Raw genomic sequence first — 25,163 nt, 5'->3', positions numbered from 1 at the left:
TCAAAGTAAAAGGAATGGTTTATAGATTTTGTAGAAGGATGAGCTGTTTGGAAGGGTCTTTTTGCAAAAGTTAAATTATTGTCAAATAATTTAGGAAATATATAAATTTAGTATACCTTTAAGTAGTTGAATATGTATGAACATATAGACATATAAAGGCGCCTCTGGTATGAAGGTATTCAATATAAATCATGGCAGTGCTATTCCTCTCCACCTGCAGGTAGAGGACCTGCTACGGGAACTTATCAAGAATCCGGAGTACCAGGAAGGAAAACTTCTGCCAAACGAGGTAGCTTTGGCCAAGCAACTAGGTATTTCCAGGAATACGGTGCGCCAGGCTACGAACAAACTGGTTTTTGAGCGCCTGCTCATCCGGAAAAAAGGGGTGGGCACCACCGTTTCCAAGGACAACATCACCACCAAGCTTGACAAGTGGTCAAGTTTTACCCACGAAATGGGGGAGAAGGGCGTTACCTTCCGCAACTATGAAATAGGAGTGAGTTTGATAGATGCCGATGATGAGATCAGAAGGCTCTTCAATATTACCCGCAAATCTAAAGTGGTAAAGCTGGAAAGGCTGCGAGGACTTGACTCTGGGCCGGTAGTCCTTTTTATATCTTACTTCCATCCGCGGGTGGGGTTAACCGGCGAAGAGGACTTCACCCAACCGCTTTATGACATGCTGGAAAGAACCTACCATACGGTGGCAGCGGTGTCAAAAGAGGGAATCAGCGCCATTCTAGCGGATAAAGAACTGTCTGAAAAACTAGAGATAGAGGTGGGTGACCCGGTGCTGTTCCGGAAACGGGTGGTATGTGATCCAGGGGGCAGACCCATTGAATATAATTTAGGCTACTACCGGGCTGATCGGTTTACTTACACCATTGAAATCGAGAGAGGGTAAACTGCCCATTTCCTGAGAATTCTTTTGAAGTACTTTCCCCGTTTTTGCGGCGGTAGGTTGCAGGGGCTTTTAGCTCTTTAGGCAACTACCCGCTTTTAACATATCCTTTTTCAGTGCCTTTTGAACCCAGGTTTCAGATTCCCGCCTTACCTCTGATGAAAGGTATGTAGGGACATATGAACATAGTACAGGAGTAAAGTACCGCTTCACCTTTTACTTTTTGGCTTCATATGATTCACCTCAAGACAAGGCTTGTCGTCTTCAATTTACTGGCGTGCTGCGCTTTCAGCACCTGTTTTCATCAGGTGAAGGGAGAGTCCTTCTCCATGACCTTGGAAGCAACCTCAGAAAGAACCATCCAGGGCAAAGTGACTTCCCGTGACGGGAATGAGCCTCTGGCAGGCGTTAGTGTGACGGTGAAAGGCACTACTAACGGCACTTCCACGGATGCGCAGGGAGCGTTCACCCTCTCGGTACCAGATGAGGAGGCGGTGTTGGTATTCTCCTACATTGGGTTTGTTTCCAGGGAAATACCCGTAAAAAACCAAAGTTGGGTTTCCGTCGTTTTAAGCCCGAATTACCAGGAACTGACCCAAGTCGTGGTGATTGGGTACGGCACCACCACCAAAAGCGATTTAACGGGGTCGGTGGCCTCCGTGAAGTCAGAGGAGCTTCTGGCTACGCCGACCACCTCGTTTGAACAAGCCCTGCAGGGAAGGGCTGCCGGCGTGCAGGTTACCCAAACGTCAGGGAAGCCAGGGGCAGAGGCCTCTATCCGCATTAGAGGGACCAGTTCCATCAACGCCGGCAACGAGCCCCTGTATGTTATAGACGGCATGTTAGTGAGCAGCGATGCCAATGACATGTCGTTGGGCGTGAACCTGGGGCCGCGCATCAGTGCCTTGTCTACCATTAACCCAAATGATATTGAGTCTATTGAGGTGTTGAAAGATGCCTCGGCCACCGCCATTTATGGATCAAGGGGAACCAACGGCGTGGTGCTGATCACGACCAAACGTGGCAAATTCGGGACTGGAACTGTTACTTTCGACACCTATTACGGTGTGCAGGAAGTGGCGAACAAACTGGAGGTCCTGAATGCCGCCCAATTCGCTGATTTTGTCAACGAAGCCAAAATCAACGCCAACCAAACGCCCATCTATAACAACCCCGCCAGCCTGGGTGCCGGCACCGATTGGCAAGGCGAGATCTTCCGGACGGCCCCCATTGCCAACTACCAACTTTCCTTCTCCGGCGGCGATGAGAAAACCAAGTACGCCATCACCGGGGGGTATTTCGCCCAGGACGGGATCATCCGCAACTCAGACTTCAAGCGCTATTCCTTCCGGGCCAACTTAGACCGGGACCTGAGCTCCAAGTTGGCCGTGGGCAACAGCGTGAGTTACTCCCGCCTCACCTCCTCCGGCGTGTTGACTACTACCGAGACCATTGTACCCGGTGTCACCACCTCCGCTCTTTTGTTCAACCCCATCTTGCCGGTATACAACCCCAATGAGCCCGGCGGCTACACCTTTGAAAACCGGGGCGGCAGCTACCTGGGCAAGACGCTGGGCAACCCCGTGGCTGATGTGGATGCGTTTACCTCTTACGGCGTATCATCCAGAATTCTGGGCAACGTTTATGCACGGTACAAGATTCTGGAGAACCTGGAGTTCAGGACCAGTTTCGGCATTGATGGGTTCTCGTCCAAGGAGAACGCTTTTGGCCCGAATTTCTTAAAACGCACTGAAGCCAGCAAAGGCGAGGCCTCCATCGGGACGGTGACGGGGCTTACCTGGCTGAATGAAAATACGCTGACCTACCGACCCTCCATCAACGAAAACCACAAGGTAGACTTCCTGTTGGGCTACACGCTGCAGGAGTTCAACAACGAAAGTCTGCTCGTTTATGCCTTCGATTTCCCCGATGACCGGACCGGATATCATGATATCTCCGCAGGATTGTTGCCCCAGAAACCCGCCAACGGGGAGTCCAGGTGGAGCATGGTGTCTTATTTGGGACGGGCCAATTACACGCTCTTTGACCGGTTACTGTTTACCGCCACCGGCCGGGTAGACGGTTCCTCTAAGTTCGCTTCCGGAAAGCAGTACGGATTCTTTCCCTCGGGGGCAGTGGCCTGGCGCCTTTCAGATGAGGCCTTTATCCAACAGTTCTCCTTTATCTCTGACCTGAAACTGAGAACCAGCTACGGCATCATCGGGAACCAGGCCATTCCGCCGTACCAATCTTTGTCGTTGGTAGGGGCTTACGGGCAGGGAGTTTTCAACGGGACCGAAGTCTACACAGGTCGCGAGCCGCTCTCGTTCGCCAATAAGAACCTGAAGTGGGAGACCACTGCCCAGTTTGACCTGGGGTTAGATGCTTCTTTCTGGAACAACCGGCTATCCGTCACCGCCGACATCTACGAGAAGAAAACCTCTGATTTGCTCTTGTCTACGCCTGTCCCGTACACTACCGGCTTTAACTCCACGGTGCTGAACGTGGGCAACATCCGTAACCGGGGTTTTGAGTTCGATGTCCGGACCATCAACACCAAGGGCGCCCTGGACTGGAGAACCTCTCTGAATTTCACCGTGAACCGGAACGAGGTCACCAACCTGAACAGTGAGACTGATATTCTAATGGGCGGCGGCACCTTGCTGCGGGTAGGGGAGCCGGTGGGTACGTTTTACGGCTATATTTTTGAAGGAATCTTCCAAACGGATGAGGAAGCCAGAACCAGCCCGGTGTTGAAAGGGCAGGAAGCCACCTCCTCCAACCCTGCTTCTAGAGCCAAAGCCGGAGACCGCAAGTACCGGGACATCAACAACGACCAGGTCATTGACGAGAAAGACCGCACCATCCTGGGCAGCGCCCAACCCGATTTCACCTGGGGCCTCACCAACACCCTTTCCTTCAAGAACATTGACCTGAGTTTCTTTTTCCAGGGATCACAAGGTAACAAGATGGCCAACCTGAACCTGTTTGATCTCCAGAATTTCACCGGGCAGAACAACGTCCTGGCCGAAGCCGCACTGAACCGCTGGACGCCCAATAATCCCAGCACCCAATACCCGCGCGCCCTGGCGGCCGGAAGTCTGGATAACGGGGTGTTTTCCTCCAACATCGTGGAAGACGCTTCTTACATCCGCCTGAAGAATGTGAGTCTGGGCTACCAAATTCCCAGTTCCCTGACGCAGAAAGTAAAGGTGAAAACGCTCAGAATCTACGCCAGCGCCACCAACCTTTGGACCTTAACAGACTACTCGGGCTATGATCCTGAGGCAAATACCTTCGGGCAGAGCACGGCCATCATTGGGGTGGATCGGGGCGGGTATCCGCAGGCGAAAACCTACTTAGTTGGGCTAAACATCGGGTTTTAATTTCCAGAAAGAAAAGATGAAGACGTATCTTAAAATCCTAAGAAAAGCGGGGCTGGCCTTACTGGTCTTGCTCTCCTTGCCTTCCTGCCAGGACTTTCTGGAGGAGAACCCCAAAAACTTTGTGGCGGTCACCAACTTCTACCGGAACGCTGATGATGCGGTGCAGGCGGTGAACGCCATCTATGCCTACCTAAACTCCACCAGCACCGGTTCCACCGCTGGGGTGTACCACAGCACCTTATGGGTAACGGCGGGGCTGGCCTCGGATGAATTGCTGAACAACCACCCTTTCGCACCAGACCTGGACCAAATCGCCACTTTTTCGCATGGTCCGCAGAATGCCGCCCTGCTGGAGGTCTGGGCCATGCATTACAAATCCATCACAGTCGCCAACATTGCCATTGAGCGCATCCCCAGCATCCAGATGGAGCAGAACCTGAAGGACCGCCTCCTGAACGAAGCCCGTTTCCTGAGAGGGTTGCTGTACTTCAATATGGTGCGCATGTTCGGCAGCATTCCTTTGCTTACCAAGGAAGTGGAGCCTTTGACCCCGGCCGTGGCCACCCCAGATGAAATCTACGCCCTCATCATAGCAGACCTGACCTCCGCCGAGAACCTTCCGTTGAGTTATCCGGCCGGAAGTGGGAAGGGCAGAGCCACGCAGGGAGCGGCCAAGGCCTTGCTCGCCAAAGTCTATCTCACCCGCCAGGAATGGGACAAGGCTGCCCAGAAAGCCAAAGAAGTGATCGATTCCAACCAGTACGCCCTTTGGGAGGATTTTAACCAGGTTTTCAAATTAGCCAACAGAAACGGCAAGGAAGCCATTTTCTCAGTGGGGTTCGGGGACCAGGGAGGCGCCATCAGTTTTTGGGAAGTAGGGCAGTTTCAGGTGCGGCTCTTGCCCTCTGAACTCAGTGCCGAAGGAGTAGAGAACGCTCAGGGTTGGCAAACGCCCACCATGCAGCTGTTCAATTTCTTTGACTTCAACGACCGCCGAAAAGAAGTCACTTTCCTGACTGAGTACGTGAACCGAAGCGGTGCTGTCACCCCCATCCGGCCCTACATCCAGAAGTTTTGGGACCGGGCCATGGAGCCTAAGGGAAACGGTAGTGAGAATGACTTTCCGGTGCTGCGCTACGCCGATGTGCTCCTGATGTACGCCGAGGCCAACAATGAACTAGGGAATGCTGCCCTGGCGCATGAGTACATCAATATGGTGCGCAAGCGCGCCCGCTTTGACGGGACCATCTACCGCACCACCGTCCCTGATTACGTGGGGCTCACCAAAGAGCAGATGCGGGAAGCCATTCTGAAAGAAAGAGCGATGGAGTTTGTCGCCGAAGGGCACCGTTGGTTTGACCTGGCCCGCACCAAAACTCTGGAAATGCTGGTGCCTCTGGCCAAACCTGGCGTGGTTCCGGCCGCCAAGCATTACCTGTTCCCAATCCCGCAGCGGGAGCGGGATCTGAACCCGAACCTTCCGCAGAACAACTACTAACGGGCACCGCAAGATGACAGAACGCATTGCCATCGCGATGGACTTGGGAGGCACCAAGATAAAGTTGGGCCTGGTGCAGGAGGGAAAGGTCCTAGCCATGACCCAGATAGACGCCTACTCAGACCAGGGCCTCCGGGGAAGGTTGCCCTTTGTGAAGCTCTCCATTGACAAGCTGCTGGAAGAAAAGAACATTTCCCTGGATCAGGTAAGCGGCGTGGGAGTTTCTATCCCGGGAATAGTAGACAGCGTGCAGAGAAAGGTGTTGTCCATTGATAAAAAGTACGGGGACGCTCCGGAGATTGACTTCCCGGCCTGGGCGCAGCAAGCCTGGGATCTACCCATCATTTTAGAAAACGATGCCAGATCTGCCTTGGTGGGCGAGTGGCAGTACGGACACTGCAAAGGGGTGGACAACGTGGTGCTCATGACCTTGGGCACCGGCGTAGGAACCTCGGCGGTCATTGAAGGAAAAGTCTTAAGAGGCAAGCATTTTCAGGCCGGCTGCCTGGGCGGTCATTTCACGGTGAACCTAGGGGGCAGGGTCTGTAACTGCGGCAACATCGGGTGTGTGGAGGCAGAATCCTCCAGTTGGAGCCTGGATGAAAAGGTGAAAGCCCAGCCATTGTACGCTAAAAGCCTGTTACGGGTAGAGCCGAAGATTGACTTCTCGGTACTGTTCCAGTTGGCAGAGAAAAAGGACCAACTGGCCCTGCAGATGCGCGACCAGTGCCTGGATGTATGGTCGGCCTGCGCCATCAACCTGATCCATGCCTACGACCCGGAGGTACTGCTGCTGGGCGGCGGCATCATGGGAAGCGGCGCTTACATCATCCCGTACCTGCAGTCTAAAATAAATGAATTGGCCTGGACTCCCTGGGGGAAAGTGGAAGTGCGGGCCGCTTCCTCCTTTGACAGTGCCGCCCTTCTGGGGGTTGGGTATTTAGTGTTTCACCAAAATTAAACGGCTTTGAAAAAATCAAACTACGATAAGTATCCCGAGATCAGAGTGGAAGGCCATGCGTGTGTGGCAGGGTGGGAAAACATTGGTCAAGAAATCAGCCAAAGGGCAGCGGATGCAACCAAGCAAAAAATGGTGGTAGTAGTAGAGTGTTACCACGGCGTAGAAATCGAAGAGGTCATTTTAGGCTTGGCACAGACTTTACAACCGGTTGCTATCCTCCGCGCCTCTACCGCCTTCAAATCTGAAAGACAGATTGATGAGTTGGTGGAAGAATACGTGACCGATGATCCGGTTTTCGGGTACATGGCCCCTTTGCACTTAACTGATTTCCAGGATGCCCAGAAATTGGAAACCGCCAGAACCGAAATCCAGCAAGCCCTTCAGGGAGTGTTGTTGGTAGTTGGAACGGGCGCCAGCCTCATAGCTCCTGAGGCCGATCTTTTGATTTACGCCGATATGCCCCGTTGGGAAATTCAGTTGCGGTTCAGGAGAAACAAGGTAGGGAATTTGGGGGTAGCCAATGAAGCGGAATCCTTCTCTTACCTCTACAAAAGAGCCTTCTTTGTGGATTGGCGGGTGTGTGACCGGCATAAAAAGACCCTGATGGCAAAGTGGGATTATGTATTGGATACCACCCAGCCCGATGTTCCCAAACTAATTACAGGAGCGGCTTTACATGATGCCCTGCAACACACCCTCACCCGGCCTTTCAGGGTGGTGCCTTTCTTTGACCCCGGACCGTGGGGAGGCCAGTGGCTGAAAGACGTCTGTGACCTGGACCGCTCAGAACAGAACTTCGCCTGGGGCTTTGACTGTGTGCCCGAGGAGAACAGCCTTTTATATCGTTTTGGCGAAAACGTGCTGGAAATACCTTCGCTAGACCTGGTGTTTTCGCACCCTAAAGAACTGCTGGGCGAAGAGGTGTTTGAGGCTTTCGGCGATGAGTTTCCCATTCGGTTCGATTTCCTGGATACCATGGAAGGGGGTAATCTCAGCCTGCAGGTGCACCCGCTCACCGAGTACATCCAGGAGAAATTCGGGATGCCCTACACCCAAGATGAAAGCTACTACATGCTGGATGCCAAAGACGATGCCTTTGTGTACCTGGGTATGAAAGAAGACGTGGTGCCCGAGCGCATGATCCATGAACTGGAAGCCGCGCAAACCCAGGGCCAGTACTTTGAGGCCGAGAACCACGTGGAGAAATGGCCCATCAAAAAGCACGACCATGTGCTCATTCCGGCTGGTACGGTGCATTGCTCGGGCGCCAACAGCGTGGTGCTGGAGATAAGTGCCACGCCCTACATCTTCACCTTCAAACTTTGGGATTGGGGGCGGATGGGCCTGGACGGGAAACCGCGGCCTATTTCGCTGGAACACGGCAAAAACGTGATTCAGTGGGACCGCACCACCCAATGGACGCAGGAAAACATCCTGAACAAGGTGGAGCCAGTGGGCCAAGGCGATGGCTGGCGCGAAGAAAGAACCGGCCTGCATGAAGGCTCCTTTATTGAAACCCGCCGGCACTGGTTCACCAAAGAAGTACCGCACCACACCCAAGGCATCGTGAATGTTCTGAACCTAATTGAAGGCACCGAAGCCATTGTGGAAAGCCCCACCCAAGCCTTTGAACCTTTTATCATTCATTACGCCGAGACCTTTATTGTGCCCGCCTCGGTGGGGGCTTACTCCATACGGCCGCACGGAGAAGGCATGGGTAAGGAGTGCGCAACCCTGAAAGCCTACGTGCGCACGCCGCCTGATTTTAACGCAAAATACTCCTTCAACCAAAATTAAGCCGTGTATGGAAAAGGCAGGAAGTAACTGGTTTGTGTACCGCATCACCCTGGTGGCCGCCGTGGGTGGGTTGCTCTTCGGGTATGATACGGCCGTGATTGCCGGGGCCATCGGGTTTTTGCAGCTCAACTATGATCTGTCCTCGGCCATGATGGGGTGGATTGCCTCCTGCGCCATTCTGGGCTGCATGATCGGGGCGGCCTTTAGCGGGGCGCTCAGTGACAGAATCGGGCGCAAAAAAGTGCTCATGTTGTCGGCCATTTTGTTTGCAGTTTCCTCCATAGGAACGGCTATGCCCCCAGACCTGACTTGGTTTGTTATTTTCCGGCTGATCGGAGGGCTGGGCATCGGTATTGCCTCCATTTTGGCCCCCATGTACATCACCGAGATCGCGCCGGCCGCTATCCGGGGACGGTTGGTCTCTTTGAATCAACTGGGAATTGTATCCGGCATCCTGCTCATCTACTTCGTGAACGCGGGCATTGCCGGCTTGTATGACGAGACCTGGAACATCACCACAGGCTGGCGCTGGATGTTTGGGTCGGGGATCATTCCTTCGCTCATTTTCATGGTGCTGTTATTTTTTGTGCCCGAAAGCCCCCGGTGGCTCGCCAAGAAAGGGTATGTGGAGGAGCCGCTGGCGATTCTTACCAAGATTAACGGCGAAAGAGAAGCCCAATTGGAACTGAAGCAGATCATGAACACCCTCTCCGAGGAATCGGGCACCGTGGGGGAACTCTTCAAACCGGGTCTCCGGAAAGCCCTTTTCATTGGGGTGGTTTTGGCCATTCTCTCGCAGGTGACGGGCATCAACGCCATCATGTATTATGCCCCGGAGATTTTTAAATCCACCGGTGACGGCTCTGATTCTGCTTTGCTCCAGACCATTCTGGTGGGCGCCGTGAACCTGCTGTTCACCATCGTCGCCATCAAGTATGTAGACAATTGGGGCCGCAAAGGCTTGTTGCTGGCGGGCTCGGCAGGCATGGCTGTCTGCCTGCTCATCATTGGGGGCGCCTTTTACCTGGATATGGTGAAAGGGTACATCGTGCTGGTCTTTATTTTGGCGTACATCGCCTTCTTTGCGGTGTCACTGGGGCCCTTGGCCTTTGTGATCATTGCCGAGATTTTCCCGAACCGCACCCGCGGCCGGGCCATGTCCATTTGCCTGGGCGCGCTATGGGTGGCCGTGTATTTCGTCTCGCAGTTTTTCCCCATCCTGTTGGATTCTATCGGGAGCGCCTACACCTTCTGGATTTTCATGGCCATGTCTGTCCTGACCTTTGTGTTTGTCTGGACCCTGGTGCCCGAGACCAAAGGAAGAACCCTGGAGGAAATTGAAAAATCCTGGACCGCGGGCCAGCCGGAAAAACTCAAACCTGACCCTTTGGTAGCTCGGTGACCTGCCAGTGGCGCTGCTTTTGACCTGTTTTTAGAAAAATAGGCCCTAAACAGAACCCACAACACCAGTTGCTCATACCAAGAATGTACCTGCTTACCCGTTCGCCTATCCTTTAAACCTTAAATCATATGCATATGAAAAAGATTTCTTCCTTCCTTTTTTCCTGTCTGGCCTTGGTGGCTATGACCTTCTGGACTTCCTGTTCAGACGATGAATCCACGCCCGATGCGCCGGTACTGACCTTGTCAAAAGAAGAGGTATCTGGTAAAACCGGGCAACCCGTGGAGGTAGCCGTCTCCATCAAGGTGCCCGGAGGTCTGAAGGCGCTCAGAATCACTAAACAGGTCAACCTCCAGAACGACAATACCTACGGAACTGGCGGGGTGCAGACCGTGCAGCTTCCGTCTACCGGCCAGACCGATTATACCTACAACTTCACCTACACCCACGCGCCAGGTGAAGTAGACAAGTTGGTGGGGTTCACGTTCCGGGCCGAAGACAACAACGGCAAAGTAGGGGAGAAGGTATTGACCGTGAACACCACGGCCTCGGGCGAGCAGATCCTGTATTCCTACCGCTGGAACCTGAAGTCCAAGATGCACACCACGCCCAACCCAGACGTAGAAGACATTGAGGATTGTGAGACCGATGATTCTTTCGTGTACAACGAGAACGGAACCATGGCCGTGAACTACGGCTCCAAGCCTTGTGTCTTTGACGGATTCAATACCTACACCACCTGGTCTTTGAGCGATGACGAGAAAACCTTCACCCAGACCTATGCCTCGGTGTTTGATCCTTCTAAAGTGACCACCGAAACCTACACCGTGAAATCCCTGACCAAGGACCGCCTGGTAATGGAAATCACCCTGGACTTATCCGTATTCGGACCTCCTTACACAGACAAAGAAACGTTTGTGTACACCTTTGATGCCAGCCCTAAACAATAAGTACTCAAATGCCTTTTCGTGCTTGTTTTTTGAAAACAAGCCCGAAAAGGCAAAGGGCTTCTTTTTACATTTCTGCTGATGGTTTACCAAACAGTCCTGCTTTCTTTTCCCAAACCGACCTATGATTCTTAGAAATAGCTTCTTTAAGAACACTGCTTTTTTTGTCTGTCTATCGCTGCTTACCTGCTCTTCAGACAAAGGCGACACCGACGGGAAGCCCCAAAAGAAACCGGTGAACACCGACATCACCACCCTGAAGTTTACAGTGGCGGAGGCCCCCGAATGGACAGCGCTTTTCAAGCGGAACTCCGGTTGGTTTGGCGCCGATGGAATCTTCGCGATCCCTAAAAACGGGGTAGACTCGGCCGGGGCCGGAAGAAACACCGAGACCATGCTGCTTTTCAGTGATACCATGATCGGGGATATCAAAGACGGGAAGCTGAGTCCGGGGTACAAGATGATCAACAACTCGGTGGCCATCATTAAAGGGAACAAGCCCGCGCCAGAAAACATCACCTTCTACTGGGACAAAGACGAAGCCGGAAAGCACCGGGCCAACTTCATCCCCCAAACGCCGGCAGCCAAACCGGGCGAATACTATTGGCTAGGCGATGGCTTTGTGAATACCGCCAAAAATAATGACACCTACATCTTCGGGTACCGCGTGCGCGATACCGGGGCGCAGGTATTTGGCTTTCAGGAAGTGGGCAATGCCTTGATCGTGATCCCGGCCGGAAGCAAACCTCCCTTCAAAAACCAGCGCCAACTGGACACGCCATTCTTTTTGCCGGGCAGTGCCCCAGACGATTACGGGTCGCTGGGCGGGGCTATTTTCGTGAACACCAAAGAAGCCGGCGCCCCGCAGCCCGATGGCTACGTGTATGTGTACGGCGTGCGCGGAAAAGCCAAAAACGTGATCGTGGCGCGGGTATTACCCGGTGAGATTGAAGACTTCAGCAAGTGGCGCTACTGGGATGGCACCACCTGGAACCCTGACCTCGCTAAACTGGCCAACATCACCGACCGAGCCTCCAACGAGTTAAGCGTGACCCCACTGCCTGACGGCCGCTATGCCATGGTGTTCCAAACCGATGGCATCGGGAACAACGTAGGCCTCCGTCTGAGTCTTAAACCCCAAGGTCCCTTCGGCCCGATCATCAAAATCTGGGACTGCTCAGAAGACATCAAAATGGACAAAGACTTCATCGTGTATAATGCCAAGGTGCATTCCAATTTGTCAGAACCCGGCGAGATGCTCATCAGCTACAACGTCAACTCCTTTGACTTCTTCAAAGACATTCTGGTACACCCCAACCTGTATCGCCCAAGGTTCATTAAAGTGAAGCTTTTGTAGTTTGCTGAGTAAAATCAAAGAAGCTAAGTAAAACCACCTTTTCTTTTCCTGATTCTTTTTTAAAGCCGATTTGTAAAAAATAGCTCCAAAACGTTCAGCATTCTTCTAAAGCATTCCTGAACCTCACCCATGAAAAGCGTCAAAGTTCTACTTCTGGTCCTGCTTTGCTTAAGTGGAACAATCGTTTCATGGGCAGGCGTGTGTGGGTACCAGGGGTCACGGGTTTGTTCATTTGGGCATCCAATTTTTAAAACGGAGTTAAAATTCACGGTGGCTACGGTGCTTCAAAGCAATATGGTGGTCCAGCAAGGCAAGCCTTTTACCATGTGGGGCACCGCTTCGGCAGGAGATACTATCACGCTTGCGGTAGATTGGAACATTTCGCCGGTGCAAGTTGTGGCAGACGTTTCCGGCAGATGGAAAGGGCAGGTGCCCGTTCCTGAAGTGAAACCCGGTGACTTTTCGGCCCACACCATCACTGTTTCTTGTAAAAAGGAAAGCCTCACCTTATCTAATATCCTGATAGGGGAGGTGTGGCTCTGCAGCGGCCAGTCTAACATGGACATGGAACTGAAACCGGCGCTGCCTTGGCTCAGGGGCGTGCTGGACTATGAAAAGGAAATAGCAGCGGCCGCGTATCCCGCCATCCGGCTGATTAACATTGAGAACAATTTCAAGAAAACACCCCAGGAAAATGCGAAAGGTACCTGGTTGGTCTGCTCGCCGCAAACCGCCGGAGACTTCAGCGGGGTCGCTTATTTTTACGGGCGCGAGTTACTGCAAAAACTACAGGTGCCCATTGGGTTGGTGGTGTCCTCGGTAGGCGGATCTGCTTGCCAGGCCTGGACCAGTAGGGAGGCGTTGGAAAGTGACCCTGAGGTGAAAGCGAAGTACCTGACGCCTTATGACCTCAGCCCGCAGGCGCAGGAAAGCCTTGATTCCATCAAAACCCTTGAAAAACTGTTTGAGGTGTTGGCCCGGCCCACCTTGCTGTACAACGCCATGATTCATCCCTTAAAAGATCTTTCCGTGAGAGGTTTTTTGTGGTACCAGGGCGAGTCCAACAAGAAAGACGGAAGCGCCTACACGCGCCTGTGCACCGCCATGGTGGAGGGTTGGCGCAAAGATTTCAACCAAGGTGATTTGCCCTTTTATTACGTGCAGGTCACGCCCTACAATTGGGAAGAAAAAGACTCCACGGCCACGTATTACGCCAAGCTACGCGAAGCCCAGGACGCTATGTTGCAGGTGAAGAACACCGGAATGGCCGTCACCATGAATATCGGGGAGGTGAACGACATCCATCCGCGCAACAAAAAAGACGTGGGTTTGCGCCTGGCCAAAATTGCATTGGCGAAAAATTATGCCCAACCAGAGGTGGTGTATTTGGGGCCCAAGTTCAGGGAGTATAAGGTGAGGGGAAAGAAAGTGATGGTCTCTTTTCTGCCTCAAAGCCTGGGTACAGGCCTCACCACTTCAGACGGGCAAAAGCCCAGGCACTTCTACCTCGCTGGCGAGGACAAAATTTTCTACCCGGCAGAGGCATCCATCGTGAAGGATCAGGTACTGCTGTCTTCAGAGAAGGTGAAGAAGCCGGTGGCCGTTAGGTATGCTTTTACTAATTATCCCATGACCAACTTCGGGAACAAAGAAGGTTTACCCGCCATGCCTTTTCGCACCGATACTTGGGAGGAGTAAATCCGTAGCGTGATTTTTCTGTGTTCAAGCCCTCCTTTGGTGGGGCCTCGGTTTGTGTTTTCGGCTTAAAATCTCAAAAACAAATGAAAAGTAGTGCCCACCTCCGCAGAAGAAAATGGATGGTTTTTAGATTGGTTCCGTTCACTGCCATGGCTATGCTGGCTGGCGGTTGTCAGCAGAACAAGAGTATGGCGGCCGAGTCTTCGGAGAAGAATGCTCCATCCGCTGTAAGCAATGTCCGGCAAGTGAAAGCCACCTCTGTTCCGCAGTGGGAGCAGATGCTGATGCACAACTCGGGCTGGTTGGGGGCAGACGGAATCTACTGCGTAGCTCTCAATGGAGTAGAAAAGTCAGGCCAAGCCACTGCTTCCACTGAAACGTTCCTGTGGTTCAGTGATACCATCATCGGGGACATCAAAGGCGACTCACTGCAAGCCGATTGGCAGATGGTGCACAACTCGGTGGGCTACTTGCAGGGTAGCACTCCAGACCCGAAGAAAATCAAATTTCATTGGCGGAAAGACGAGAAGGGCAAAGCCGCCTCCATGTTTGAGCCCCACACCCCCAAGGCCCAGCCGGGGGATTATTATTGGCTAGGAGACGGGTTCTTCAACCATCAGAAAGACAGCACCATTTACATTTTAGCTTACCGGATCAAGAGTTTACCCGGGGGCGTGTACCCGTTTGAAGATGTTGGCGTTTCCCTGATCGCGGTGCCCAAAGGAAGTCGGCCGCCCTTCACCAACCACCGGCAAATGGATACGCCTTTGTTTTTCAAGGACAGCAACGGCAAAGGGAAAGTGGTGTTTGGGGTAGCCGTGCTGGCCAATACCGTAGGTGCCAAAGCGCCCAAACCTGATGGCTACATTTATGTCTATGGCGTACGAGGCGATAAGAAAGAACTTCTGGTGGCCCGGGTACAAGACAAAGCATTCGAGGATTTCAGCCAATGGCGCTACTGGGACGGAAGCTCCTGGGGCACTGATGTGCATAAAGCCGCCGCGCTGACCAGCCGGGTGTCCAATGAGATGGGTGTGAGTTTCATGGAAGACGGCCGGGTGCTGGCTTCGTACCAGTTAGACACCAATTCGCCTACCGTCGCTATCCAGACGGGGCAAACCCCTGCCGGACCTTTCCAGCCCGCCAAAAAGATCTTCGAAACCCCCGAGGTCTATGAAGACCTGGATTTCTACACCTACAACGCCAAAGCCCATCCGCACCTATCCAAACCTGGGGAGCTATTGATCAGCTACAACGTCAACTCCTTTGATTTCATCGCCGATATCCATAAGCACCCGCATCACCTCCGGCCAAGGTTTATCTCTGTGAAGTATTGAAAGTATCTATCATGCTCTCATAAGAACTATCATACAATGGAAGTGGGATAATGCCTTGCGGAGTGTAGTTGGATCAGACTTGATTATGCCTTGAATCTTGAAAAAGTGAGTGAAAGGTGCTCGCGATTATTCTTACCCTAAACTCAAACTTTAACCTCACGGTGGTGCCTTAGAAAGTGTACCAGAAAACGAAAGAGTCGCTCTTCTACTTTATGCCAAAAAGAGGGGTTCTGCCATCATGGTTATAGCTAACCCATTTAAATGAAAGCTCCTGTTAAAATATAAAGGCTTATAAAGTTAATTTTTTGTAAAGTTTTCATATAATTACAGGAAAACAGTTCAATAAATGGGAAAAGCGCAATTATTGGAAGGGGAGGCTGACCTATGGGATAGGATGAGGGCAGGTGATGAGGAAGCTTTTTCACAGATATTTGCTCATTTTTCTGATACCCTTTTTCACTATGGTTGTCGGCTGCACCACGATGGGGAGTTGGTAAAAGACTGTTTGCAGGACCTGTTCGTGAACATCTGGAACCGACGTCATCTGCTGGGGCCAACTACCTCCATCAAATATTATCTGTTGCGCTCGGTAAGAAGGCAGATTGCGCTCAAGGTGAAAGAAGGAAGTACCCTGTCCACCGATCAGATGCATACCCTAACCAAGAACGAGAAAGAATACTCTTCGGAAGATACCTTGATTCAGGTGGAAGATGAAAACATTTTACACCAGCATTTGGCAAAAGCGATGGGTAACCTTTCAGAGCGTCAACGGGAGGCAATTTATCTCCGGTTTTACCAGAACATGGAATTCACTGACATCGCCACCTTGCTGGAGATCACGCCTAGGGCCGTTTACAAACTGATTTATAGAGCCATAGACATTCTCCAGAAAAGCTTCTACAGTTCCACTCCGTCTACTGCCACCGCTTCTGTTTTATCATTCCCTAACTATAAGTTGCAATTTGATGTACTCGCTAGTTTGATTGTGCTGAGTGGGGCAAAATTCTTTCTATAAGCTAGAGGCTAGTCTAAGCATACTCCCACTTTCCTGAGTACCGGTTCAATTTTACGATCCATTGAGATAGGTGCGTGGTTGCCACTATTTCAATGGATTTGCTGATTTTAAGGAGTTTCTCAAATTGTAAAATGCGTTTCAAAGTCATTTTTAAGAAATATGTAAAAAATTATCGCATTCGGTGGGTCACTTAGAGGTCAAATCTCCTTTTACTATTTAGAACTATAGCCCAGGCACACCAGATGGAGGAAAATTACCAGACGCTGCACGATTTTGTATTAGACCCTAGCTTCTGCGATTGGGTTCTAGGCAGAGATGGAAACGCTGCAGCCTACTGGCAAACCTACCTCAACGCTCATCCTGATCAGTCTAAACTTGTAGGGCAAGCTAAGGCTTTGGTCTTGGCCATGGGGCACACTACAGGCACCCAATGGGCACCCTCTGAGAAAGCTGAGGTTTGGAGCCAGATCCAAAGCCGGATACAGACGCAACCAGATGCAGACCTTGACAGAACACCTGAAACCATCCACCCCCTTCGTCCTGCGGGATGGAGAGTTATTTATAGGATAGCGGCCAGTTTTGCTGCCTTTGTCCTTTTCAGTGTAGCCTTGTATTACTTCCTGCATCAGACCCAAGGAGAGACGATCCGGTATGCGACGCCTTATGGCGAGGTGAAAAAGGTTCTGTTGCCGGATAACTCAGAAGTGACGTTGAACGGGAATTCTTCTTTAAGCTATAAGAAGCCCTGGAATTTAGACTACCCCAGAGAAGTAACGCTTACCGGGGAGGCTTTCTTTAAGGTCACCCACCAGCAAAACGACCAGAAATTCAAGGTGAAGTTGGCTGAGAATGTGGCCATTGAAGTGATTGGCACCGAGTTCACCGCCACCCAAAGGCCCCACGACACCAAAGTGGTCCTGAACGAGGGAAAGGTGAACTTCTCCGTGACCGATGAAGGGTTTCTGGGGTATTTTAAAGAAACGTTGGCAAAAGAGACGCTCAGCCCAGGTGAGTTAACCGCCTATTCTTCTGAGACAAGCGGAAAAGCAAAGCTGGTGAAGCGGATGGTTCAAAACCCAGAGATCTATAGTGCTTTCCAACACAACAAACTCATGTTCGCAGATGCCCCGCTTTCAGAAGTAGCGCGGGTTCTGGAGGATGTATATGGCTTTAAGGTAACCTTTACCAATGAAGCGCTTGCGAACAGACGGTATACAGGTTCAGTGCCCCATGACAAAGTGGAGGTACTCATCATCACGCTTGAGAAGTTATTTAATCTTAAAATATCCCAAAAAGGCAATCAGCTGGAAATTAGTTGAAATCTCCTTCGGCTCCAGTGCTCAAAACAACAGAATAGACCTTTTAAAAACATTATACCTAAATCTCATGTCCGTATGGTAAAACCTTTTAGCAAACAAAAAATGCTCACTCCTTTCCTTATATGTGTAGCAATGCAGGTGTCTGGGCAAGCAATGACTGCTTCCGTAAAGGCTCCTTCTGGTCGCTATATGGTAATGGAGCAAAAAACCGTATCGCTTTCCAAAGTGATAAAAGAGTTGGGTAACTACTATAAGGTTAACCTCAACTATGACAGTGAGCTGCTTTCCAGAATTAAAGCCGAGGAGAGTGTCCTGAAACCCATCAGCGGCAATTTAACCCAGGACATGGAAAGGATCTTGAAGCCGCATAACCTCAGTGCGGAGAAGGTGGATAAGAATACCTATATCATCATTCCTGCCACGCCCCAGAACGCCCGCCCCAAAACCACCCTGCTGGAAAATACCAAGGTTAAGGCGGACATCACTATCACTGGGGAAGTGAAAGACGCGCAAGGCACTGGCTTGCCCGGGGTGACCGTAGTGGTGAAAGGAGTGGCTGGCATTGGGGTAACCACCGATGTGGAGGGACGCTATTCCCTCAAATTACCAACCGGGCTTGAAACGGGGGTACTCGTCTTTTCCTACATCGGGTTCAAAACGCAGGAAGTACCCATAAGCAATAGAACCTCTATTAATATCACCCTGGAGGCAGATGACCAGGCTCTGGGGGAAGTAGTGGTGGTGGGATATGGAACGCAGCAGCGCACCAGCGTGGTGGGAGCCGTGGACCAGGTGACTTCTGCCGTGATTGAGGGAAAGCCCGCCATGACCGCCACCCAGGCTTTACAGGGGGCCTCTCCCAACCTCATCATCCAACAGACCAGTTATGAACCCGGCCAGTCCGCCAGCATCAACATCCGGGGTATCAGCACCCTGGGGAACAACAGTCCTTTGGTGGTGATTGACGGAATAGTAGGGGGAGATATCAACCTGTTAAATCCGAATGATATTGAAAGCGTTTCTGTTCTGAAGGATGCAGGGAGTGCCGCTATTTATGGTTCAAGGGCTGCCAATGGGGTCATACTTATTACCACCAAGAAGGGGAAGAAAAATACCCGCCCAACGGTGACTTACAATGCCTTAGTTGGTATCCAGGAGCCTAAGGTTTTATACAAACCGGTAAAAGGGTATGAGAACGCCATCCTTAGAAGCCAAGCGACCGTGAATGCAGGCTTGCCTCCCATCTACGGAGCTGAGGACATCAGAAGATTCCAGGAGCAGGGCGACAATGAATGGTTCCTGAATACAATCCTACAGGATGCTGTTCAACAAAACCATAATCTAACCTTGTCAGGCGGCAGCGAGACCTCTACTTTCCTGGTCTCTGCGGGTATGGCTGACCAGCGGAGTAACCTGGTAGGACCAAACTACGGCCACTCAAGGTACAACTACCGCCTTAACCTAACCAGTGATTACGGTAAGCTGAAATTGACCAGCATCTTGGCCTATACCCGCAGCCAGATCAAAGACCATTCTTCTTCTACCCAAACCCTCATTGTGGATGCGGGTAGAGTGCCTACTTATTATCAACTGAAAGATGAACAAGGCCGCTACTTGACCAATGATGTTCTTTCTGAATTCAACCCCTTGGGCGTGTTGGAGAAAGGTGGTTACCGGAAGTATAACAACGATAATATTTTCGGGAACATCAATGCGGAGTTTGAGATAGTGGAGTCTTTTAAACTGAGAGGGGTATTTGGCGGGAGCCTGGTTTCAAACCAACTTTTTGCCAGATCCATGCAGGTAGACTATTTCCCTAACGGAACTTCGGGCGCCAACCGGAATACGAATGATGAAAACAGTAAGAACCTTTCCCTCAATACCCAGCTCTTAGCCGAGTTCAACAAAACGTTCTCAGTAGACCATACCACCAATGTGCTGGTAGGTATCTCCAATGAATCGTACACCAGTAGAAGCAGCGGATTATTCAAAACTTATACAGATCCTGAATTAGGCACTCCGGTGTCTGGAACCATCGTAAGCCCAGATTCCTATAACTCAAACCAAAGAGCCAATGAAACAAGCTTGAACTCCCTTTTCGGGAGAGCCTCATACTCTTTCAGAGACAAATACTACGGTGAATTCAGCTTCAGGGTAGACGGATCTTCCAAATTCAACAGAACTAACAGATGGGGCTTTTTCCCTTCGGTATCCGCAGGTTACCGAATCACGGAGGAGAGCTTCCTGTCGGGTTACCGCGACAATCTAGGTGATCTGAAACTACGGGCGTCTTACGGGGTTTTGGGGAACCAGAGCGTAGGGGACTACCAGTTCATGACTACCTACTTTACCTACCAAAATGCCTATGGATTTAACAATTCACCCGTAGGCGGCACAGGCTTTTCGTTTGCCAACCCAGACTTACGGTGGGAGAAAGCCGCGACTTTCAACGCCGGGGTAGATGCTAGTTTCCTGAATAACGCTTTAACCCTGTCTTTGGACTACTTCAATAAGGTTACCAGTGATATCCTAATCCCGCCTAGTGTACCAGGGGTATATGGAACTTCGCTTCCTACTTATAACGCCGGTAAGGTAGAGAACAAAGGTTGGGAGGTCAACCTGAACTACCGTGTTTCCCATGGCAGTTTTGACCACTCTTTTTCTTTCAACCTGGGAGACTCCAAAAACAAGGTGCTCTATTTTGAAGGAAAAGAGGCTTTGACAGGAGCAGATGAGATGCAGGTGATTCTAAGAGAGGGCTTGCCCTTCAGGTCGTATGTTGGTCTCAAAAGAGACGGCTATTTTCAGAACCTTGATGAAATAGAAAGAGGCCCTAAACCACCAGGGCTCAACGTGTCTCCGGGTGACAACCGGTATGTTGACGTGAACGGGGATAACATCATAGATGAAAACGACAAGTTTGTCCTGGGTAATCCTTTTCCCCGCTACACGTTTGGGGCTACCTATAACCTGAGGTTCAAAGGATTTGACCTGAACGTTTTCTTCCAGGGAGTAGGGCAGCGGAGCACCTTCCTGAGAGGCGAGTTGGTGGAGCCTTTCCACTTTAATTACTCTCAGGTGATGTACCAGCACCAGCTTGATTTCTGGACTCCACAGAACCCAGACGCCCGGTACCCGCGGCTTTCGGCCAGCGGCAGCCAATCAACCGAGAACAACTTCCGGAGGGGTTCAGATATGTACATCTATGACGCTTCTTATGTGAGACTGAAGAACCTGCAGATTGGCTATACCCTGCCAACCTCGCTGATCGGTAAAATAGGTATGAAGTCCATGAGGGCCTATTTCTCCGGGCAAAACCTGTACACGCTCTCCAAGTTGAAATTCATAGATCCGGAAGTCACTGAGTTCAACAACAACCTGAGCAATTCTGGGGCAAACAGTGGAAGAGCTTATCCTACGCCTGTCTACTATGGTTTTGGTCTAGATGTCACCTTCTAATTAAACAGCCACATGCATAAATTTTCCAAATTCATCTTTTGCCTACTAGGGGTTGTGACCATCTCTTTCACAGCTTGCAACGACTTAGATCTGGTGCCGGAAGATCGGTTCACGGATGCCAACTACTGGACTACGACTGAAAAGGCCAACAGTGTCCTGAACTCTGCCTATTCCCAGATGTACCGCAGTGACTATTTCTTCTTTAATGAAGGCATGTCAGACAATGCCTACAACGGGAGAGGAGACCAAAACGGAGTGGCTTCTTTGGCCGCTGGAACCTATGACGCCTCCCTGGGCAGAATACGGGAAGAATGGAATTTCCATTATTCGGGAATCAAGACCTGCCATATCTTTTTAGAGAATGTAGACCGGGTGGAGAACATGGATGCCACCTTGAAAGAAAGAATGAAAGCAGAGGCTCGCTTCATCAGGGCTTTCCATTACTTCCAACTGATGACCTGGTATGGAGACGTGCCCTTCTTCGACCGCGATATCTCCGTGGAGGAAGCCAAGACAATCCCCAGAACTCCCCGGGCCCAAGTGCTGGAATTTGTGTTGAATGAATTAACCCAGGTTGCAGAGGCCTTACCCGTTAATACCGCCTATGCCGCGGCAGACAGGGGCAGGATCACCAAAGGGGCCGCCATCGCTTTAAAAGCCAGGGCTTTGTTGTATGAAGGCCGGTGGCAGGATGTGGTCACCACCTGTGAATCATTGCTCAACAACAGCAGTGGTACTTACAGCTTATTCTCTTCTTACGAGGGTGTATTCCTGCCCCAGAACGAGAACAACAGTGAAGTCATCTTAGATATCCAGTTTGTACCCGAGGTAAGAGCTCACAACCATTTCTTTGACATCGCTCCATTGGCCGTTGGTGCCCGCTTGAATGCCCTTGCGCCCACCCAAGAATTGGTGGACAGCTACCTGACCCAGAACGGAAAAAGGATACAGGAAACCGGGTCAGAGTATGACGAAACAGATCCGTATGACAACCGTGACCCGCGCTTCGCTTCTACCATTGTGTACAACGGCTATGAATGGAAGAGGCCAAACGGCACCACCGAGACTATCTATACCAAACCAGGGTCTGATCCAGATGCCTCGGCCGTGGATGAGTACAAACCAGGCGGGGTGAGTTCTCCTACCGGATATTACTTCCGAAAGTATTATGATCCTACCTCGTCGGTGAACTTCCTGTCTGGGCTGAACCTCATAATGATCCGGTACGCGGATGTGTTGCTCATGTATGCCGAAGCCAAGAATGAGCTGGGGCAAATGAATGAAACCGTTTGGAACCAGACCATCAGAGCCCTCCGGGCCCGCGCTGGCTTCACCGATCCCGCCGCCTTGAACTACCCAGCGGTAGCCCAGGATGAACTGAGAACCATCATCCGGAACGAGCGCCGCATAGAGCTGGCTTTTGAAGGACTCCGCATATTCGATATCCGCAGATGGAGAATCGGGGGCCAAGTGTTGAATGGTTGGGCACATGGAGCGCAGTTTGGCTCTCCTTCGGTGGACAATGGCTACATCAGGGTTAATCAAAGAAGCTTTGATGAAAGCAAGCACTACCTGTGGCCAATTCCCAGAGATGAAAGGGCGCTTAACCCCAATTTAACTCAAAACCCTAACTGGTAAATTTTTCTCCTTTTTAACCCTCTATCCATCCACATATGAAAAATTCAATTTTCCTTCATTTCCTTTCTTGGGCGGCAGCGTTGTTGTTTTTAACAAGCTGTGAAGATGATAAAGAACTTGACCATACCCAGGTAACCGAGGTTACCAATCTGTTCACGCCAGAAAACAACACCTCCATAAAACTGGAGCCCGCCTCTGGCAGCGCTGTTTTTGAATGGGGCCAGGCAAAGGCAGAAGACAACGGCATCGTCTTCTATGAAGTGGTTTTCGACAAAGAGTCGGGGGACTTTTCTGATCCTATCTACAGTATCAAGTCTGATGGGAACGGAATTGGCAATATGCTCACCATGAGCTACGCCAGCCTGAACCAAATCGCGAAGATGGCCGGCATTGCCTCTCAAAGCAAAGGGAAAATCAAATGGACCGTTTTCTCCTCAAAAGGGATAAATGTGAAGAAATCCAGCGTGTCGCATATGCTGGAGCTGGAACGTCCTGCTGGTTTCGCGGAGATTCCTTCTGCCTTGTACATCACGGGTTCTGCCTCTGAAGGCGGCGAAACCCTTAGTGAAGCCCTTCCTTTCAAACAGACGCAATCTGGGGTGTTTGAAATTTATACCTCGTTGAAAGCCGGTACCTACAATTTCGCTTCGGGAAATACCGGAACCCCCATCACGTACTCCATCAACAACGGCAGAATGGTAGAAGGCGGCACCACCACGGTTACCGGCGATACCAAAGTGTACCGGATCAGGTTGAACCTGAATAACGCCTCTGCTGAGTTCACTGAAATCAAGTCTTTGGGCTTATGGTTCTCCGCGGATAACAAGATCTGGTATGACCTGCCGTATGCTGGTAAAGGCACCTGGGAAATCAAGAACGCTCCGGTAGAGTTCAAGCAGGAAGGCTGGGGACGCGATGAGCGCTACAAATTCAGGTTTACGGTATTGAACGCGGCCGGAGAAGAATCTATGGAGTGGTATGGCAGCCAGAACAGTGACAACAGTCGGCCTAACAGCAATACCGCCCTTTCTTACTGGTATATGTTCCCGGTGAACAGTTCCCAGTATGATTACGCCTTCAAATTCAATGAGAACGCTGACCGCAAGACCGCTGACATCAAAGTGGATTTCAGTGCGACGGCAGATCAGTACACCCATTCTGTCACTGTGAAATAAATCTTGGTTCTTCCCCAACTCTGGTTCTGTGATCAGGAAAAGGGTTGGGGAGGTTCCTCACGTTTTAAGCCTCTTTTTATGAAAACAATACATTTTCAACGCCTCCTGTGCATTGGCTTGATAGCCGTGTTAGGAGTTTTCAGTTCCTGTGAAGAGGAGCCCTTCCCGCTGTATGACCGTGACTCAGAAGTGGTGGTGTACAACTGGGCGGCAACCGCAGATTCGCTGCAGGATAAAACCTACAGTACCTTCCTCTCCACTGATGGGAAGTATTTCATTCAGAACAATACCGGCAACACCAATTTCAACTACTGGTGGAATGCCCACGCCCTGGATGCACTGGTAGATGCTTACCAACGCACGGAGGAAGCGGTCTATGTACAGCGCATGAAATCCCTGCTGAACGGCATCAAAGACAAAAACAACGGCGCCCTGCCCAACGAGTTCTACGATGACATGGAGTGGCTTGCCCTTTCCAGCCTTCGGGCCTACGATGCCACCAAAGATCCCGCTTTTCTGGAAGCAACCACCTTGCTGTGGCAAGACATCAAAACCGGCTTGAATGCGAACCAGGGCGGCGGTATTGCCTGGAAGAAAACCCAACTGGATTACAAGAACACCCCCGCCAATGCCCCCGCCATCATTTTAGCTTCAAGGCTGTACCAACTGCAAAAGAAGCAGGAGGACCTTGATTTAGCCAAAACCCTTTACACTTGGCTGAAGTCGACCTTGGTGGACCCGTCTACCGGAATTGTTTGGGACGGAATCAACAGAACCGGGAATGGCCAGGTAGACAAGAACTGGATCTTTACCTACAACCAGGGCGTGTTCATAGGCGCTGCCGAGGAGCTGTTCAAAGCAACCGGTGACCAAGCCTACCTAACGGATGCCGTACGCACCGCCAACTCCACCATCAACAGCACCGAGCTGGCCCCTGGCGGGTTGTTGAGAAGCGAAAACCAGGGAGACGGTGGTCTTTTCAAAGGAATCTTGGTGCGCTACTTGGCCCGATTGATTGAGCAGCCTAATGTGCCGCAGGTAGAAAAAGCGAAATATATCAACTTTCTGAAATACAATGCCGAAACGCTTTATGCCAAAGGCATCCGGAGGCCGGCGCTGACCATTAGTCCTGATTGGAAAAACATGCCTGGTGAATCCACTGATTTCTCTACCCAGCTTTCTGGGCTCATGCTCCTGGAGGCCATGGCGAGATTGGATGAATTGAACCTCCTTGACTAAAAAGGGCTGAGTTGGCAACGCAAAGTTCAAGAGC

16 protein-coding genes are annotated in these 25,163 nt (G+C 51.2%); all 16 read left to right on the top strand.

The window, feature by feature from the left end; all coding sequences use genetic code 11:
* Positions 1–169 precede the first annotated feature (169 nt).
* The 16 genes from FOA19_RS16365 (at position 170) to FOA19_RS16290 (ending at position 25,129) form a co-directional block, all read left to right on the top strand.
* Positions 170–904, top strand: coding sequence for a GntR family transcriptional regulator (locus FOA19_RS16365; RefSeq protein ID WP_149091844.1), 735 nt, complete (start codon positions 170–172; stop codon positions 902–904).
* A 326-nt stretch (positions 905–1,230) separates the two neighbouring features.
* Positions 1,231–4,287 (top strand): SusC/RagA family TonB-linked outer membrane protein, encoded by a 3,057-nt coding sequence (locus FOA19_RS16360; RefSeq protein ID WP_190300434.1) that lies wholly within the window; start codon positions 1,231–1,233, stop codon positions 4,285–4,287.
* A gap of 16 nt (positions 4,288–4,303) precedes the next feature.
* Positions 4,304–5,785, top strand: coding sequence for a RagB/SusD family nutrient uptake outer membrane protein (locus tag FOA19_RS16355; protein WP_149091842.1), 1,482 nt, complete (start codon positions 4,304–4,306; stop codon positions 5,783–5,785).
* 13 nt (positions 5,786–5,798) lie between these two features.
* Entirely contained in the window at positions 5,799–6,746 is a 948-nt protein-coding gene (locus tag FOA19_RS16350) for an ROK family protein (protein ID WP_149091841.1), read from the top strand.
* A 129-nt stretch (positions 6,747–6,875) separates the two neighbouring features.
* Positions 6,876–8,543, top strand: a complete 1,668-nt coding sequence (locus tag FOA19_RS16345) for a class I mannose-6-phosphate isomerase (protein ID WP_223808937.1) — start codon at positions 6,876–6,878, stop codon at positions 8,541–8,543.
* Positions 8,544–8,550: 7 nt separating this feature from the next.
* Complete coding sequence (locus FOA19_RS16340; protein WP_149091839.1) at positions 8,551–9,945, top strand: sugar porter family MFS transporter; 1,395 nt, start codon at positions 8,551–8,553, stop codon at positions 9,943–9,945.
* Between the two features lie 134 nt (positions 9,946–10,079).
* Positions 10,080–10,895, top strand: a complete 816-nt coding sequence (locus FOA19_RS16335) for a hypothetical protein (protein ID WP_149091838.1) — start codon at positions 10,080–10,082, stop codon at positions 10,893–10,895.
* Between the two features lie 121 nt (positions 10,896–11,016).
* Positions 11,017–12,249 (top strand): DUF4185 domain-containing protein, encoded by a 1,233-nt coding sequence (locus tag FOA19_RS16330; protein ID WP_149091837.1) that lies wholly within the window; start codon positions 11,017–11,019, stop codon positions 12,247–12,249.
* Positions 12,250–12,543: 294 nt separating this feature from the next.
* A complete protein-coding gene (locus tag FOA19_RS16325; RefSeq protein WP_190300433.1) occupies positions 12,544–13,947 on the top strand; it encodes a sialate O-acetylesterase in 1,404 nt (467 codons plus the stop codon).
* An 83-nt stretch (positions 13,948–14,030) separates the two neighbouring features.
* Complete coding sequence (locus tag FOA19_RS16320; RefSeq protein ID WP_149091835.1) at positions 14,031–15,284, top strand: DUF4185 domain-containing protein; 1,254 nt, start codon at positions 14,031–14,033, stop codon at positions 15,282–15,284.
* Between the two features lie 346 nt (positions 15,285–15,630).
* On the top strand, positions 15,631–16,299 hold the full coding sequence (locus tag FOA19_RS16315) for an RNA polymerase sigma factor (protein WP_149091834.1): 669 nt from the start codon (positions 15,631–15,633) through the stop codon (positions 16,297–16,299).
* Between the two features lie 242 nt (positions 16,300–16,541).
* Complete coding sequence (locus tag FOA19_RS16310) at positions 16,542–17,618, top strand: FecR family protein (protein ID WP_149091833.1); 1,077 nt, start codon at positions 16,542–16,544, stop codon at positions 17,616–17,618.
* Between the two features lie 153 nt (positions 17,619–17,771).
* Positions 17,772–21,077 (top strand): SusC/RagA family TonB-linked outer membrane protein, encoded by a 3,306-nt coding sequence (locus tag FOA19_RS16305; protein WP_223808936.1) that lies wholly within the window; start codon positions 17,772–17,774, stop codon positions 21,075–21,077.
* A 12-nt stretch (positions 21,078–21,089) separates the two neighbouring features.
* The gene (locus tag FOA19_RS16300) at positions 21,090–22,715 is read left to right on the top strand and encodes a RagB/SusD family nutrient uptake outer membrane protein (RefSeq protein WP_149091831.1); all 1,626 of its coding nucleotides are present in this window, start codon (positions 21,090–21,092) and stop codon (positions 22,713–22,715) included.
* A gap of 35 nt (positions 22,716–22,750) precedes the next feature.
* Positions 22,751–23,890 (top strand): SusE domain-containing protein, encoded by a 1,140-nt coding sequence (locus tag FOA19_RS16295; RefSeq protein ID WP_149091830.1) that lies wholly within the window; start codon positions 22,751–22,753, stop codon positions 23,888–23,890.
* A gap of 78 nt (positions 23,891–23,968) precedes the next feature.
* Positions 23,969–25,129 carry a glycoside hydrolase family 76 protein gene (locus tag FOA19_RS16290; RefSeq protein WP_149091829.1) on the top strand — a complete coding sequence of 387 codons (1,161 nt, stop codon included), beginning with the start codon at positions 23,969–23,971 and terminating at the stop codon, positions 25,127–25,129.
* Positions 25,130–25,163 lie beyond the last annotated feature (34 nt).

Source organism: Rufibacter hautae (genome assembly GCF_008271695.1).
Taxonomy (GTDB): domain Bacteria; phylum Bacteroidota; class Bacteroidia; order Cytophagales; family Hymenobacteraceae; genus Nibribacter; species Nibribacter hautae.
This window is presented reverse-complemented; position numbering and strand designations above follow the sequence as displayed.